15 protein-coding genes are annotated in these 13,862 nt (G+C 67.1%); 6 read left to right on the top strand and 9 right to left on the bottom strand.

Translation table 11 applies throughout. From position 1 onward, the window contains the following. Window positions 1-46: 46 nt before the first annotated feature. Complete coding sequence (locus NKH51_RS12985; RefSeq protein ID WP_254762113.1) at window positions 47-694, bottom strand: metallophosphoesterase family protein; 648 nt, start codon at window positions 692-694, stop codon at window positions 47-49. Window positions 695-842: 148 nt separating this feature from the next. Here NKH51_RS12985 and NKH51_RS12980 point away from each other — a divergent pair, with 148 nt between their 5' ends. Then, window positions 843-1,112: a hypothetical protein gene (locus NKH51_RS12980; protein ID WP_254762112.1), complete on the top strand. Its 270-nt coding sequence runs from the start codon at window positions 843-845 to the stop codon at window positions 1,110-1,112. Between the two features lie 141 nt (window positions 1,113-1,253). After that, window positions 1,254-1,772, top strand: coding sequence for a gamma carbonic anhydrase family protein (locus NKH51_RS12975; RefSeq protein WP_254762111.1), 519 nt, complete (start codon window positions 1,254-1,256; stop codon window positions 1,770-1,772). Between the two features lie 17 nt (window positions 1,773-1,789). On the opposite strand, the gene NKH51_RS12970 is transcribed toward NKH51_RS12975, so the two are convergent. The 4 genes from NKH51_RS12970 to NKH51_RS12955 form a co-directional block, all read right to left on the bottom strand. Then, window positions 1,790-2,278, bottom strand: coding sequence for a hypothetical protein (locus NKH51_RS12970; RefSeq protein WP_254762110.1), 489 nt, complete (start codon window positions 2,276-2,278; stop codon window positions 1,790-1,792). 78 nt (window positions 2,279-2,356) lie between these two features. Beyond that, window positions 2,357-3,484: a pyruvate dehydrogenase (acetyl-transferring) E1 component subunit alpha gene (gene pdhA, locus NKH51_RS12965; protein ID WP_254762109.1), complete on the bottom strand. Its 1,128-nt coding sequence runs from the start codon at window positions 3,482-3,484 to the stop codon at window positions 2,357-2,359. 70 nt (window positions 3,485-3,554) lie between these two features. Next, window positions 3,555-4,646, bottom strand: coding sequence for a CAF17-like 4Fe-4S cluster assembly/insertion protein YgfZ (gene ygfZ / locus NKH51_RS12960; protein WP_254762108.1), 1,092 nt, complete (start codon window positions 4,644-4,646; stop codon window positions 3,555-3,557). Between the two features lie 39 nt (window positions 4,647-4,685). Continuing rightward, on the bottom strand, window positions 4,686-4,982 hold the full coding sequence (locus tag NKH51_RS12955; RefSeq protein WP_254762107.1) for a DUF6432 family protein: 297 nt from the start codon (window positions 4,980-4,982) through the stop codon (window positions 4,686-4,688). A gap of 210 nt (window positions 4,983-5,192) precedes the next feature. Between NKH51_RS12955 and NKH51_RS12950 the strand changes: the two genes are divergently transcribed. From NKH51_RS12950 to NKH51_RS12940, 3 genes are all read left to right on the top strand, one after another. Continuing rightward, window positions 5,193-6,140: a DUF7093 family protein gene (locus NKH51_RS12950; protein WP_254762106.1), complete on the top strand. Its 948-nt coding sequence runs from the start codon at window positions 5,193-5,195 to the stop codon at window positions 6,138-6,140. A 200-nt stretch (window positions 6,141-6,340) separates the two neighbouring features. Then, on the top strand, window positions 6,341-6,727 hold the full coding sequence (locus NKH51_RS12945; protein ID WP_254762105.1) for a DUF5611 family protein: 387 nt from the start codon (window positions 6,341-6,343) through the stop codon (window positions 6,725-6,727). Window positions 6,728-7,084: 357 nt separating this feature from the next. Then, entirely contained in the window at window positions 7,085-7,273 is a 189-nt protein-coding gene (locus NKH51_RS12940) for a hypothetical protein (protein ID WP_254762104.1), read from the top strand. A gap of 42 nt (window positions 7,274-7,315) precedes the next feature. Here the strand turns inward: NKH51_RS12940 and NKH51_RS12935 are convergent, their stop codons facing one another. After that, window positions 7,316-8,818: a heme-binding protein gene (locus NKH51_RS12935; protein WP_254762103.1), complete on the bottom strand. Its 1,503-nt coding sequence runs from the start codon at window positions 8,816-8,818 to the stop codon at window positions 7,316-7,318. Between the two features lie 169 nt (window positions 8,819-8,987). Here NKH51_RS12935 and NKH51_RS12930 point away from each other — a divergent pair, with 169 nt between their 5' ends. Then, window positions 8,988-9,515 carry a PadR family transcriptional regulator gene (locus NKH51_RS12930; protein ID WP_254762102.1) on the top strand — a complete coding sequence of 176 codons (528 nt, stop codon included), beginning with the start codon at window positions 8,988-8,990 and terminating at the stop codon, window positions 9,513-9,515. A 27-nt stretch (window positions 9,516-9,542) separates the two neighbouring features. On the opposite strand, the gene NKH51_RS12925 is transcribed toward NKH51_RS12930, so the two are convergent. From NKH51_RS12925 to pyrH, 3 genes are all read right to left on the bottom strand, one after another. Then, window positions 9,543-11,384 (bottom strand): site-2 protease family protein, encoded by a 1,842-nt coding sequence (locus tag NKH51_RS12925; RefSeq protein ID WP_254762101.1) that lies wholly within the window; start codon window positions 11,382-11,384, stop codon window positions 9,543-9,545. A gap of 65 nt (window positions 11,385-11,449) precedes the next feature. Further along, window positions 11,450-13,117, bottom strand: coding sequence for a lysine--tRNA ligase (lysS, locus tag NKH51_RS12920; protein ID WP_254762100.1), 1,668 nt, complete (start codon window positions 13,115-13,117; stop codon window positions 11,450-11,452). Next, entirely contained in the window at window positions 13,114-13,839 is a 726-nt protein-coding gene (gene pyrH / locus NKH51_RS12915; RefSeq protein WP_254762099.1) for a UMP kinase, read from the bottom strand. The genes lysS and pyrH overlap by 4 nt, the downstream gene beginning before the upstream one ends. Window positions 13,840-13,862: the final 23 nt, after the last annotated feature.

The raw sequence follows: 13,862 nt of genomic DNA, 5'->3' as shown, positions 1-13,862 counted from the left end.
GTTCCGTTTCGTTTTTCGTAGTTCGATTCGACAGTTGCCGCGTTCGTCACTCCTCGCCTGCGGACAGTTCGTGGTCGTGGCCCTCGAGCGCCAGCGTCTCGGGGTCGAGCGTGTAGTACCGCTCCCACGCGGGGGCGAGGCTCACGACCCTGGTGTCTCCGACCACGCTCTCGCGGTGGCGGTGGTGGTGACCGACCAGACAGAGTTCGGGCTCGAGCGCCGCGAGCAGGTCGTCGACGTGCTTGCAGCCGGGGTCGTAGCCGTAGGACAGCAGGTCGGTCGGGGCCTCGTGGGTGAGGAAGATGTCGATATCCTCGAGCGCGGCGGCCCGCTCTACGTCTTCGTGCGTGAAGTGGCGGCGACGGTCGCCCTCGAGTTCGTCCCGCGGGAGGTCGTACTTCGTCGGCGCGAAATTGCCCGAGAGGCCGGCGACGCAGAGCCCGTCGACCGTCGCCGCCGTACTCGCCAGCAGGTGGACGTTTCCCGTCTCCGGCGGCTTCTCGCCCGCCCGGAGCGCGTCGATCACGTCGAAGTCCTCGTTGTTGCCCGCGACGAACCACGTCGGCGCTGGAAGGTCGTACCGCTCTAAGTCGCCGACCTGAAGGACGCTGTCGGGCTCGAGGGTGCGATAGAGCTCGAGCAACGTTTGCTGTCGGTCCGGCTCGGAAGCATGGGCGTCGCCGAGGACGAGCATGGCTGTGCTACGGGCGCGAGCCGGATAGTGCCGGTGCCGAAGGTTGCTGGCGGCGGAGACTCGAGCGTGCCGCCGACCGCTAGCTGACTTCGCCGGACGGTGCACGTTCAAGACCGGATTGAGACGCGCCGACGGCGGACGCTCGCGTATGACCGGTACCCCGGACGTCAACGCGGTCGAGGCGGACGACGACTACGTCCACGTTCGGTTCCGCGATCCGGACGAGTACGAGGAGATCCGGACCCCCGACTGGGTGGAGCAGCCCGCCGAATCGATTTCGGAGGGGAGCGAGGTCAGGACCGGCAAGCTCGAGGGTGAAGACGATTGGGAGGTCACGAGCGTCCTGATCGACAAACACGTCGGCGAGGACAAAGCGAAGAAGGAAGCAGAGGAGATCGTCGAGAAGATCGAATCGTGAACGCCGGTCCCCCGCTGCTGTCGATCGAACGGCTCCCCGAGAGCCGTCTGCTTCGAATCGAATTTCGCGATCGTCAGCTAGCGGTGACGGTCACGATCGTCGGGATCCGGTATTATGACCGCGACCGTAGTACGTTCACGCATGGTCGACAGGAGGGCCTACGAGTTCGAGGGGCAGCGACCGACGATCGACGACGCGGCCCGGGTGAGCCGCGAGGCGACCCTCGTCGGCGACGTCACCATCGAGGCGGACGCGAGCGTCTGGCCCGGCGTCGTCTGCCGGGGCGATATCGGCGCCGTCCGAATCGGGCGGGAGACCCACGTCGGGGACAACGCGACGCTGCACGCCGCGCGACTCGCCGAGTCGGTGATGGTCGGTCACGGGGCCGTCCTCAACGAGGCGACCGTCGAGGCGCAGTCGCTGATCGGGTTCAACGCGACGATCAACACCGACGTGACGATCGGAAGCGGCAGCATCGTCGCCGCGGGGACCGTCGTCCCCGACGGCTACGAGATTCCGCCCGAATCGTTCGTTCGCGGCGTCCCCGCCGAGGTCTCCCCGCTCTCCGAGACGGGGATCGACGCCGGGGAAATCTTCGAGGAGTACTCCTCCGGTGAGTACACGGATCTGGCGACGCGTCACGGGGAACTGTTTGAGTGAAGACGGGCGAACTCGAGCTACCGATTCGCGCCGAACTCGAAGATTTCGCGATAGAGGCCCGCCGCGAGCCGATCGAGATCCGACTCGGCCTCGCTAGCGGCCATCGTGTCGCCGATACCGCGCCACTCGACCGAGAGTCGGGCGATCGGGAGCAGCGCGACCCCGCCGATGACGACCTCGCCGTCGGGGGTGTGAACCCGCCATTCGGTCCGCGTTCCGCTCGAGGAACGGGTGACATCGTCGACCCGTCCGCCGGCCGCGACCCATCGCTCGACGAGCCCGTCGGTGATCCGACGCAGTTTCCGCTCGCCGAGTAGGTGAAGCGAGACGCCGCCCGCGGAGAGCAACGCGAACGCGACAGCCGCCGTCGGCAATCCGCCGTACGGGAGGTTTATCGACGCCGCGAGCGCGGCCGTTACGACGACCAGTCCGAGGACTCGCGTATCGACCGCGTTCGGCACCGTGCCGTTCCAGGTCGACGCCCGGCTCGGCTGCTCGAGTTGCATATCGGTCCCCTCTCTGCACGTCGTCCCGATAGCCCCTCGCCTGTCCCAGTGGCGTCTTTATCTCGCTCTCGGTGGGACTTACTCGTCCTCGAGTAACGCATCGTCGCCGTGGGTCTCGCGAAGCCGCTCGAGGTCCGCGCGTTGTTCCTCGAGGCGCGGTGTCGGCTCCGCGTAGGTGTATTCGAACATCTCGGCGGGGTCGCCTTCGACGGCTTCGGCGCGCTCGACCAGGGTCGCGATCGTCTCTTCGATCTCGGCTTCGACCGTCTCGATCCGGTCGTCGTCGAGGACGCCCTCGTTCCGCAGGTAGGTCTCGAACCGGTCGATCGGGTCACGCTCGCGCCAGCGCTCGACCTCCGCGTCGTCCCGGTAGGCCGAGGGATCGTCCGCGGTCGTGTGCGCGCCGTAGCGGTACTGGATCGCCTCGATCAGCGTCGGCCGGGCTCGGTTGCCGTCTCCCGCGACGGCCTGCTCGCGCGCCGCTCGCGTGACGACGTAGGTCGCGAGCGGGTCCATGCCGTCGACCTGCACGCCCTCGAAGCCGTAGGCGTGGGCCTTCTCAGCGATGGTGGCGCTCGCGGTCTGGCGCTCGCGCGGGATCGAAATCGCCCACTGGTTGTTGTTGCAAAAGAAGATCGTCGGCGTCTCGAAGACGCCCGCAACGTTCATCGCCTCGTGGAAGTCCCCCTCGGAGGTCGCGCCGTCGCCGAAGTGGACGACGCTCGCGCGCTCGTCGCCCTTGAGTTTCGCCGCCCACGCCCAGCCGACCGCGTGGGGGAGGTGGCCGCCGATCGAGATGTTCAGCGGGAAGACCTCGACCTCAGCCAGCGCGGCGTTGCCGTCCTCGTGGCCCATCCAGTACAGCAGGTACTCCCACGGCATCCCCCGCGCGGCGACCGCGCCGTGTTCGCGGTACTGAAAGGAGAGCATGTCGTCGTCGGCCAGCGCGTACGTCGAGCCGATCTGGGACCCTTCCTGTCCGGCCAGCGAGGCGTAGGTCCCCAGCCGACCCTGCCGCTGGAGGCTGATCATCCGCTCGTCGAACCGCCGGGAAAACCGCATATCCCGGTACATCGACCGCAGGGTCTCCGCCGCAAGATCCGGCTCGAGGTCGGGAGCGACGACGGTCCCGTCCGGGTCGAGTACCCGAATCCGGTCGTCCGGCTCCCGCTCGAGGAGGTCGACCTGACGGACGTCTCCTGACATGGATCTACCCTCGCGTCCGCGATACATAACGATGGCTCCGAAAGCGGGCCGATTCAGCCCCACGAGCCGCCTACTCGTAGTCGGGAAGCCGATCCGACCGATCCGAGCCCGCGACGAACGGGAGGTCCGTCACGGCCGCGGGGACCTCCTCGCCGCCGATTCGAACCGTCAGGTCGTCGCTTGCGAGGCCGTAGTCGACGAGCGCGAGCGCGATGACCTCCTCGCGGATCGGGCTCTCGCCGGCGCGGGTCACCTCGCCGACCGACGCGTCGCCGTCGAAGACGGCCGCGCCCGAATCGGGAACGTTCTCGCCCTCGAGCGCCAGCCCGACGAGCTGTCGGCTCGGCTGGCCGCGGTTCTCGACCCGGGAGACGACCTCCTGACCGACGTAACAGCCCTTCTCGAAGTCGAGCGCGTTTCGCAGGCCCAGCACGTTCGGCAGCGTCCCCTCGAGTTCGGTCTGAAAGAGCGGCGAGCCGGCCTCGAGTGCGAGGCTCTCGAACGTTCGATAGCCGAACGGAGCGGCGTTGAGCCCCTGATTGAGCAGCGTGTCGTAGACGGCTTCGGCGTCGTCGGCCGCGCAGACGACCTCGTAGCTCTCCTCGCCAGTGAGGGCGTCGGTGCGGATGACGGTGACGCCCTCGTCACCCATCGTGCCGCGGACGAACGAGTAGCGCTCGTCGGGTGAGGCTGCCCCGTTGAGGACGCTCGCGATCTTTTCGGTCGCTTGCGGGCCGTGGATGCCGAAGACGGCGTAGTCGTCGGTCGCGACGCGGATCTCGACGTCCTGAATGAACACCTTCTCGGACCACTCTTCGGCCAGCGGCTCGGCCGTTTCGGGTTGGGTAAAGAGCAGCAGGCGCTCGCCCGCGTTGTAGACGTAGAGCTCCACCTCGATCCCGCCCTGTGGGTCGAGGACGAGCGCGTAACAGCCCTGTCCGTCCTCGGTGGGGACCCGATTCGAGACGACGTTATCGACGTACTCGAGGCGGTCCTCGCCTTCGACGACGATCACGCCGTAGGCCGGCTCGAGCAGGCCGACGCCGTTGCGGACCGCGCGGTGGGTCCGCTCGGGTCGCCCGAAGTGGTCGACGATCGTCCGGCCGCCGCGCTCACCGAACGTGGCCCCGTGATCCTCGTGGATGGACTCGATGACGGTCATGCGTACCTTCTGGGGCCTGAAGCCCTCAGGCGTTTCGATTCAAAAGGGAATCCGCTCGCGCAGCCACTCTCCCAGCGACTGTTCGTCGTCCTCGTCGGCCGGTTCGTCGGGCACGACGCGCTCGGCGGGCTTGATGACCGTCTCACCTCCCGATTCGACGACGATCAGATCGTCCTCTTTGAGCGTCGCCAGGGCGTCCTCGAGTTCGTCGATGTCGACTTCGACGGCCGCGCGGAGCTCGAAAACGCTCATCCCGTCGTCGGCGCGGTCGACCAGTTCGTCGAGCACCGCCACCTCGGTCCCCTCCCGGTTTCGGTACTCCCGCTTTGCTCTCATCCGTATAGTCATTCGACAACCTGGGATTTGACGTTTGTCGTTCCGACGGTGTCGGCTGCCGCCCTTCCGAGTGACCGGTGGCACGCGATACCCGAACTCGAGGTCGGTCTCGCGGTCGACCCGCTCCGACCGATCGTCGCGAAAGACTGTCACGGAACTGGGACAAACAGGCAGCACGTTTTTTATGGGATGGCTCGGTACGGTGGGACAATGGTCCTGCGATGTTCGCTGCTCGGGCACGATTTCGGCGAGTCCGAAGTCGAACGCGAGCGCGAAGAACGGGGCAGTGAAGTCGTCGTTACCGTCCAAGAGTACGAGGAGTGTTCCCGCTGTGGCGAGCGCAACGTCATCAGCGAGAACACCGAAGTCACGAGCCTCTCCGCCGAGACGGACGCCGACGCGCTCTCCGACGAGCCTGCTGGTGAACCGACAGAACAGCCATCCGAGTCAGACGCCGACGCCGCCGAATCGGGCACGGACGCCGAGTTCATCGACGCCGACGCAGCCCCCGCTGCCGACGCCCTCGAGGCGGACGCGTCCGCGGACTCGACGGCCGACGCTGCCGACGATATCGAACTCCCGACCGACGAAAACGGCGACCCCGTCACCGACGACGGCGAGATCCTCGAGGACGACGGGCCCGAACCCAACCGAGACCGTGACCACGGCGAGTGGCCCGACTCGGACGATGTCGGACCGCCGGTCGGCGCGGAGTCCGAACCGGCCGCCTGGCCCGACGACGAGTCCGACACCGACACTGACACCGCCATCGCGGACGACGGCGACGAGATCGATCCGGACGAGATCGACGACGACGCCGTCCTCCTCGAGAACGACGCGCCCGCGGACGGTCTCGGTGGCGCAAGCGCCACCGACGGCGCGGCCGGCACCGACGCTCGATCGGTGACCGCGGAGGCCCCTGCCGCCAGTGCTGCCGACGCCGACGGAAACGGGGCGTCCGACTCCGGAATCGGCATCGAACGCGCCCAGTCGGCACCGACCCCGGCCGAGAGCAGCGGCCAATCCGACGACGTCCCGACCGAATTCTACTGCCCGCGGTGTGACTACGCTGCCGGCGGCGACGGCGGCTCGCTGCGCGCCGGCGATATCTGTCCCGACTGCCGGAAGGGCTATCTCAGCGAGCGCGAACGGCAGTAGTCCCCTACGCGGGTCCTCGATTCTCTCCGTCTGTGCTGTCGTCTATCGCCGCTTTTCCCAGCAGCTGTGTCGCTCCTCGCTGGGGCTCCGGTCGTCCTCAGCACCCCTGTAGCCGCCGGTTTTCGGCCCCGTGTACCCATCAGACACCCGAAACATCGGCTATGAAAAGAGGTAAACACTCCCCCGTGCTTCTTCGAGCCATGAAGGAGTACAAGATGCGTCGCGGTGAATATCTCGAGGAACGAATCCCCGACATGGAGGCGACCGTCGAGGACTACTTCGGTTCCATCACGGGAACACAGGAGTTCAAGGGAAGCGACCTCTACCTCATCGAGGAGCCCGACAATCCCGTCTTCGAGAAGATCGTCGTCGGAGCCGTCGAGTACTCCGGCAAGAAGGACAAACTCGCCGTCGAGTTCCACGAACGTGACCCCACCGAACTCGGCCCCGACGAACTCGAGGCCGCCGGCGAGGCCGTCGACGCGAAAAACGACTTTCTGCTCGAGGCGACCGGCCGAGACGCCAAGTCCCGCCGCGACTCGATGAAGCGGAAAGTCGAGGACGACCCGGACCACGACTTCGACTAGCGACCTTTTACTCTGCGGTCTATCGCGAGCGAGGCGCGTAGCGCCCCGCTCGCGATGTCCCTCGGTAAAAGGTCGATCAAAAGCACTCCTCTCTCCGTTCGCTCGTTGCTCGCGGCGAAGCCGCTCGCTTTCGCGGCACGTAGTGCCGCGCTCTCGCTCACATCGGTCGTCGGCCCGCTCGCTCACCCTCTGGGATCGCTCGCGGTCGGAATCGGGTGACAACCTGCCCTCCCCCGAGTCGGCCGGCTCACCGCGGGCGCGGTGAGCTGCCCTCCCGGCCACGACCACGGCGATTCAGACCCGTCCCCGACGACCGGCTTCGTAACGGCTTTGCTCACCGCGTCGAACCCTCGAGCAATGGAACCGCAGTCGTTTCTCGCCGCGACGCTCGTCGCACACGTCAGTTTCGCGATCGTCGTGACCGTTCACGCGTTCGCGAACGACCGAGAACCCGGGAAGTGGCCGTTCGTGGCGCTCGCGTTCGGACTAGCCGGCATCGCGGCGTACTTTTTCTACGACGACTCGCCGGGAGCCGGTGAGCGCTGATCGGGGCCCGTCCTCGAGTGGGGCAAAATATCCGCGTCGCGCTCAGGCGAGGAAGACGTGTCGCGGCCGGTCGGCGAGCACGTCGCGGCCGAACTCGACGGCCTCCGAGAAGGCGTCACTGCGGAAGAACTGCATCGCGTCCTCGCGGGAGTCCCAGCGGCTGGCGATGAACATGTCGTTTTCGTCCTCGCGGTTGACCAGCAGGTCGGTCTTGCGGTGGCCGTCCATCTCCGCCAGCAGGCCGGCGGCGTCCTCGAAGGTGCCGGTGAAGTCGCTGCGGTGCTCTGGCTTGACCGTGTAGAACATCCCCATCGTCCCCCACGAGTCGTCATCGTTATCTCCCGCTTGCCGGACGATCTCGGGGAGATCCGCGAGGAAGCCGGCGGCCGTGTTCGCGGCGCGGTCGGTGTCCCAGAGGCTGACGATGGCCGTCTCGGCATCCTCCGCTCGAGACTCGTAGACCGCGGTCTTCACGTGCGTATCGTAGTGGTCGAAGTTCCCTCGCAGCCCGTCGACCTCCTCGAACAGCTCGTCGGGGTCGGCCGCGGAGTAGAGGACGACCGCGTGGACGTCCTCGCCGTGGGGTTGGCCCGCGTAGACGCCCATCTCCTCGAGTTCGCTGCGGACGTCTTCGTCGTCGTCGTCCTCGTCGTCGTGGGGGTGGCCGCCCGAACTCGAGTCGCCGTGGTGGTCCCCGGAACCGTGATGATGGCCCGCGGACTCGCCGCCGTGGGCGTGGGGATGGTCGCTGCCGTCGCCGTCCTGCGGGACGCGCTCGCCCGCGAGGAACGCGCCGAGGTCTTCGGGCGGGAACCGACGCGCCGAGAGGAACCGCCCGAACTCGGCGAAGCGGGAACTCGAGGGGTCGAAGCGCATCTCGTAGAGCAGTTCCTTCACGTCGGTGGGGTCGTCGCCGAACAGGGTGATCCCCCACTCGAAGTCGTCGAGGCCGACGCTGCCGGAGATGATCTGCGTGACGCGGCCGGCGTAGTCCTTGCCGATCTCGCCGTGGTTCGAGAGGTAGTCCGCGCGCTCGTCGAAGGGCAGTTCGTACCAGTTGTGGTCGGGACCCCGCCGCTTGCTCATCGGGTAGAAGCTCAGGAACTCGCTGTCGGGCAGTTCGGGTTTGAGTCGGGACTCGATGTACTGTGCAATCCCGGTATCGGCGGTCTCGCCGTCCTCGAAGTAGTCCTGGGACATGTAGCCCGAGACCTCGGTCACCGAGAGGTAGGAGTCTGCCCGCTCGGTGAACTCCGCGAGCGCGGTGTGTTCGAACCGCCGCTCGAGCGTGTCGATGTCGCCGAGCGTCGGCCGCAGGTGGAGGACGAGCAGGTCCGCTTTGTGTCCGAGCACCGCGAACGTCGCGGACTCGCCCGCGTCGGCGTCGTCGACGGCCTCGCAAGACGCGAGATAGTCGATGCCCTCTTCGATCGCCTGCGAGCGCCGACGCTCGGGGGCGTCTCGCCAGGCGTCCCAGTCGATCGACCGGAAATCGTGCAGGACGTACCAGCCTTCCTCGGTCTGTGGCGGCTGCCGTCGTTCCATGCGCGGCGGTTGGGGCGGCGAGGCTAAGAAGGGCCGGGTTTCGCCCCGTCGTTCCCCACCATCGCCCCCTCATTTGACCCGTCGCGGCGGGGCGCCGTCCCCGTCGTCGGCCGACCGTGCCGGATCTGACCGAAACCCTTTACGTCCGTCCGTTTAATCCACGACGTACATGCGGAAAAGTGGGCCGCCGAAAGGACTCATCGCCTACTTCGTCCTCGAGTTGCTCGAGGAGAAGCCGCGATACGGCTACGAGATCTTGAAGGAGATCCGTGAGATCAGCGGCGGCCACTGGGAGCCGTCGTACGGCTCGGTCTATCCGATCCTCTACAAGTTCGAGGAGAAGGGGTGGGCCGAGCGCATCGAGCGCGCGGACGAGCCCGATCGGAAGTACTTCGAACTTACCGACGAGGGCCACGCCGAACTCGCCGAGCGCCGCGAGAGCGGCTGTGAGAAGGCCAGCGACTTCGCTGACGTCATCCTCGGGTTCTTCCACGTCTACGCGGCGTTCTCGACGGACGATCGCTTCGAAATCCCCGAGACGGAAGGCGAGTGGCGCTTCGACGAGGAGTTCAGCCGCTGGGTCGTCGAACAGGTCGTACGCCACCACGAACACTACTTCGACACCGAGTTCGAACGGCTCGAGGAGACCCCGGCGGAGTTCTACGAGCGCCACGGCATCGATCCCGACGAGTCGTAGCCGGCCCGACGGCTCGCGGCGGCCCGCTCAGCCGCCAAACAGTTGCGGGCCGAACAGCATGAGGAGGAAGCTCACGAGCATCGTCACCCCGACCGTCGTCGTCACCACGCGGACCATCCCGCGCGTCGCGTCGATCGGGAGCCGGGAGACGATCGCCTCGGTGCTGGTCCGGAGGATGTGCCCGCCGTCGAGGGGAAACGCCGGAATGCAGTTGAAGAAGCCGAGCTGAACGTTGATCCAGCCGGTCCAGAACAGCAGGTTCGCGGCGAAGAAGACGACCCCGTCGCCGAAGACGCCGAGGGGGCCTTGCACCGCGTAGAAGTTCTGCACCCCGCCGGTGAAGCCGGCGAAATTAAACGGCAGCAGGTCGATCACGCCGAGGATCGGCAGGAACAGCGCGACACCGATCTGACCGAGGAACGTGTCGGTGACGGGGCCAAAGGGCGAGTCGCCGCTCCCGCCCAGCAGCGCCAGATAGTCGCCCGCCGGATAGAGCTGGACACCGATGTCGCTGACCGCGACCCCCGAGGTTCCCGGATGCGCTCGAATCCCGAGGAAGCCGCTGCCGGTCCGTGGGTTTTCGTCGAGCGTCACGGTGTACGTCCGCCGTTCCTCGCCGAAGTAGCCCGCCACGGTGGCCTCCTGACCGGGCTCGGTCTCCTCGAGCAGCGAGCTGAGCCGCTCGTAGCTGTAGACCCGCTCGCCCTCGAACCGGGTGATGACGAACGTCTCGTCGGTCGGACCGGTTTCGGCCTCGAGTGGCTCGTCTTCGACGACCGAGACCGCGGCGCCGATCGGGACCGTACGCTCGACGCGCTCGCCGCCGTCGGTGGGTTCGATCGTTAGCGTAACCCGCCCTTCGTCGCCGACGGCGTCGAAGAAGCCCTGTTCCGTCGCGATCGACTGGCCGCCAACTGCGAGGATCTTGTCACCGGCCGAGAGCCCCGTCGGTCCGTCGTCCATTGCCGCGGTCACGGACAGTGCCCGGTCGACGGTTACCGTCTCCTCGCCGTTGAGTTCGACGGCCATCCGCTCGCCGTCGACGGTTTCGACTCGTTCCGGGAACTCCTCGTTGCCTTCGACGGCGGTGCCGTTGATCGCCGTGATGCGATCGTTGGGCTGAATGCCGGCCTCTGCGGCGGGCGAATCGGGTGCGACCCCGCCGACGGCGGCCCCGGGTGCGACGGCGATCGCGCCGACGATCGGCCCGAACAGCAGGGCGAACGCGAGGAGTGTCACCGCGAAGTTGTTGGTGACGCCGGCGGCGAACATCCGCGTCTGGCCGCCTCGGGAAGCCGTCTTGCTGCTCTCCTGGTCGGGCTCGACGAACGCGCCGACGGGGAGGATCGCCAGCATCGCGATCCCCATCGAGTCGATCTCGATGTCCTCGACACGACAGAGCAGCCCGTGGCCGCCCTCGTGGACGACGAGCCCGACGAGCAGTCCGAAGACGATTCCCGGTGTGGCCGACAGCGGCAGGAAGTCGTTGACACCGGGAATAACGAGGATGTTGCGCGGCTGGCGGACCGCCGAGGTCGCCGGCTGGGGAGACGAGAGCGCGTTCATCGACGCCTGGAGGAGGAACACGAACATGCCGACCATCACGACCAGCGCGATGCCGACGCCGAGGTTTGACCACGCCCGCCAGAACCGCTTCGGGCGAGCGAGCCTGTCGAGCAGCTTCCGGCCGCGTTTCGTGTGGAACGTGAGAATCGGGCCCTGCGTGCCGACGTAGTCGGGCAGCAGGTCCGCGTTCTGGAGCGCGACGACGGCGCCCCAGTAGAGCGCGAGGCCGAGCAACACCCAGGTGAGGACCTCCGAACCGTAGATCGCGGGGGGTGAGACGAGGGCGAAGGAACCGTAGTCCATCTATATTACCTCCGTGGGGCGCTCTCAAAGGGCTTTTGTCTACGGAACTCGCCTCGGGGGTCGGGTTAGCGCTCCCGTCGGAGTCGGCCGACGACGAACTCTCGATCGACCTTCGCGAGGAACGGGCCGAGCTTCGGCCCCTGCTCTTCGTCGAAGAACAGCCGGTAGCCCGCGCCGAAGAAGTCGCCGACGTCGACGTCGTGGCGCTTCGCGGTCTCGTAGATCTCGCCTTGAATCTCGTCGGGCTCGTGGCCCGCCTCGATGAAGTCGGCCAGTTCCGCGAGCGCCGCTTCGGTGTCGGCGTCGAACTCGTGGTCTGGAATCTCCGTCCGCTTGAGTTCGTAATCGAACTCGTTTCCGGTGCGGCGCGCCCAGTTGCGAGCCTGTTCGACGCGCTCGAGCGCCCCCTCGACGGCCCAGTCAGGTGCGTCGTCCGGAACGTGCCCCTCACGGCGGGCGATCTCCTCGCGCAATTCGGGATCGTCGGTCATCCCTAGTACCGCGGCGAAGGTGTAAGGGAGCCGAATGCGTTCTTCTCGAGGTTCATCGACGATGAACGGATAGACCCGCTCGGCGAACGCGCGCTCGTCTTCGCTGCCCTCGAGTTCGCCGAAGTAGATCGCCTCGAGCCGGTCGAACTCGTCAACCAGCTGGTCGAGGCGCTCGATGCTGAAGTCCCGCGCCTTCGAGGGGTCCTTCGCGAAGAAGTAGCGAAGCACCTCGGGCTCGAGCAACTCGAGTACGTCCGAGACGAGGATCACGTTCCCCTCGGAGGAGGAGAAGGGCTCGCCCTCGAGGGTGAACCACTCGTAGACCATCGGGACCGGCGGCTCGATCTCGAGGACGTTGCGGGCGACGTCCTGACCGCTGGGCCAGGAGCCCTCGGCGTGGTCCTTGCCGAATGGCTCGAAGTCGACGCCGAGTAGCTGCCACTGTGCGGGCCACTCGAAGCGCCAGGGGAGTTTTCCCTCGCGGAGCGTCGCCGTTCCCTCGTGGCCACAGCCGTCGATGGTCCGGTCGCCGGCGTCCATATCGGTACAGCGGTAGTCGACGGTCCCCGCATCGCCGGCGTTCAGATCGACGCTCGTCACCGTCTCGGTGATCTTGCCGCACTCCTCGCAGATCGGGTTAAACGGCACATAGTCGCCGTCAGCGTCGACTTTGTCCTGATACTTCGAGAGAACCTCCCGCGCCCGGTCACGGTGCTCGAGGACGAATCGCGTCACGGAATCGAACTCGCCGGATTCGTAGAGTTCCGTGTTCGAGACCAGTTCGATCGGCACGTCGACGGCGTCGGCGCTGTCTCCGATGATGGTCGCGAAGTGGTCGCCGTAGGAGTCACAGCAGCCGAAGGGGTCCGGGATGTCGGTGTAGGGCGCGCCGAGGTTCCGGCCGAGCGCGCCGGCGTCGACCTCGCCTAAATCGACGAGGTTCCCCTCGAGGTCACAGAGGGTTCGCGGCAGTTTGCGGAGGGGGTCGCGGTCGTCGGCGGTGAAGACCTGCCGGACCTCGTGGCCACGGTCGCGAAGCACTTCGGCGACGTAGTAGCCGCGCATGATCTCGTTGACGTTGCCCAGGTGGGGAACGCCCGACGGCGAGATGCCGCCTTTGACGACGATCGGCTCCTCCGGATTCCGCTCTTCGATGCGGTCGGCGACCGTATCGGCCCAGAACGCGTGGCGCGCGTCCGCGCCGTCCTCGCGTTGCAGGGTATAGGGACTGTCGTCGCTCATCGCTCGTCGCTCGCCCAGTAGGTCGGTTCCGCGCCGACGCCTTCGGGGACGATATCCGTCCCCTCGTGGTCGCCGTGGCGGACCGCCCGCGCGATCCGGTCGGGGTCGGTGCCGTCGAGGACGATCGTGCGCATCCCGGAGCGCTCGATGATCTTCGCCGCCAGCAGGTCGACCGGAGCCGACGCGCCGGCGTTCATCTCGAGGCCGGCGATAGCGTCGACCAGCTCCCCCGCGGAGAGGTCGTCGTACTTGATCGCGTCGTCGTCCTCGTTGGGGTCGTCGCTGTAGACGCCGGGAACGCTCGTGGCGTAGACCAGCAGGTCGGCGTCGATATACTCCGCGAGGGCGGCCCCGACGGCGTCGGTCGTCTGGGCCGGTGCGACCCCACCCATGACGCAGATGTCGTCGCGACGGAGCGCCTCGCTGGCCTCCTCGTAATCTTTCGCGGGCGACGTCACGGACCCTTCGCCAAGCGCGGCGATGAGCAACCGGGCGTTCAGCCGCGTCACGTCGATGCCGAGCTGATCGAGTTCGATTTCGTTCGCGCCGAGGTCCCGGGCGGCCGAGATGTACTCGCGAGCGACGCCGCCGCCCCCGACGACGGCACCGATCCGACAGCCGTCCGCCGCGAGGTCTTCGATGACGGCAGCGTGCTCGGCGACCCGATCCCCGCCGGGCTCGGGCACGAGGACGCTCCCGCCGATAGAGACGACCACTTTCATACTACCCCGGTGTAGCGGAGTTG

Origin of the sequence: Natrinema marinum (assembly GCF_024296685.1) — an archaeon.
Taxonomy (GTDB): Archaea; Halobacteriota; Halobacteria; order Halobacteriales; family Natrialbaceae; genus Natrinema; species Natrinema marinum.
This window is presented reverse-complemented; position numbering and strand designations above follow the sequence as displayed.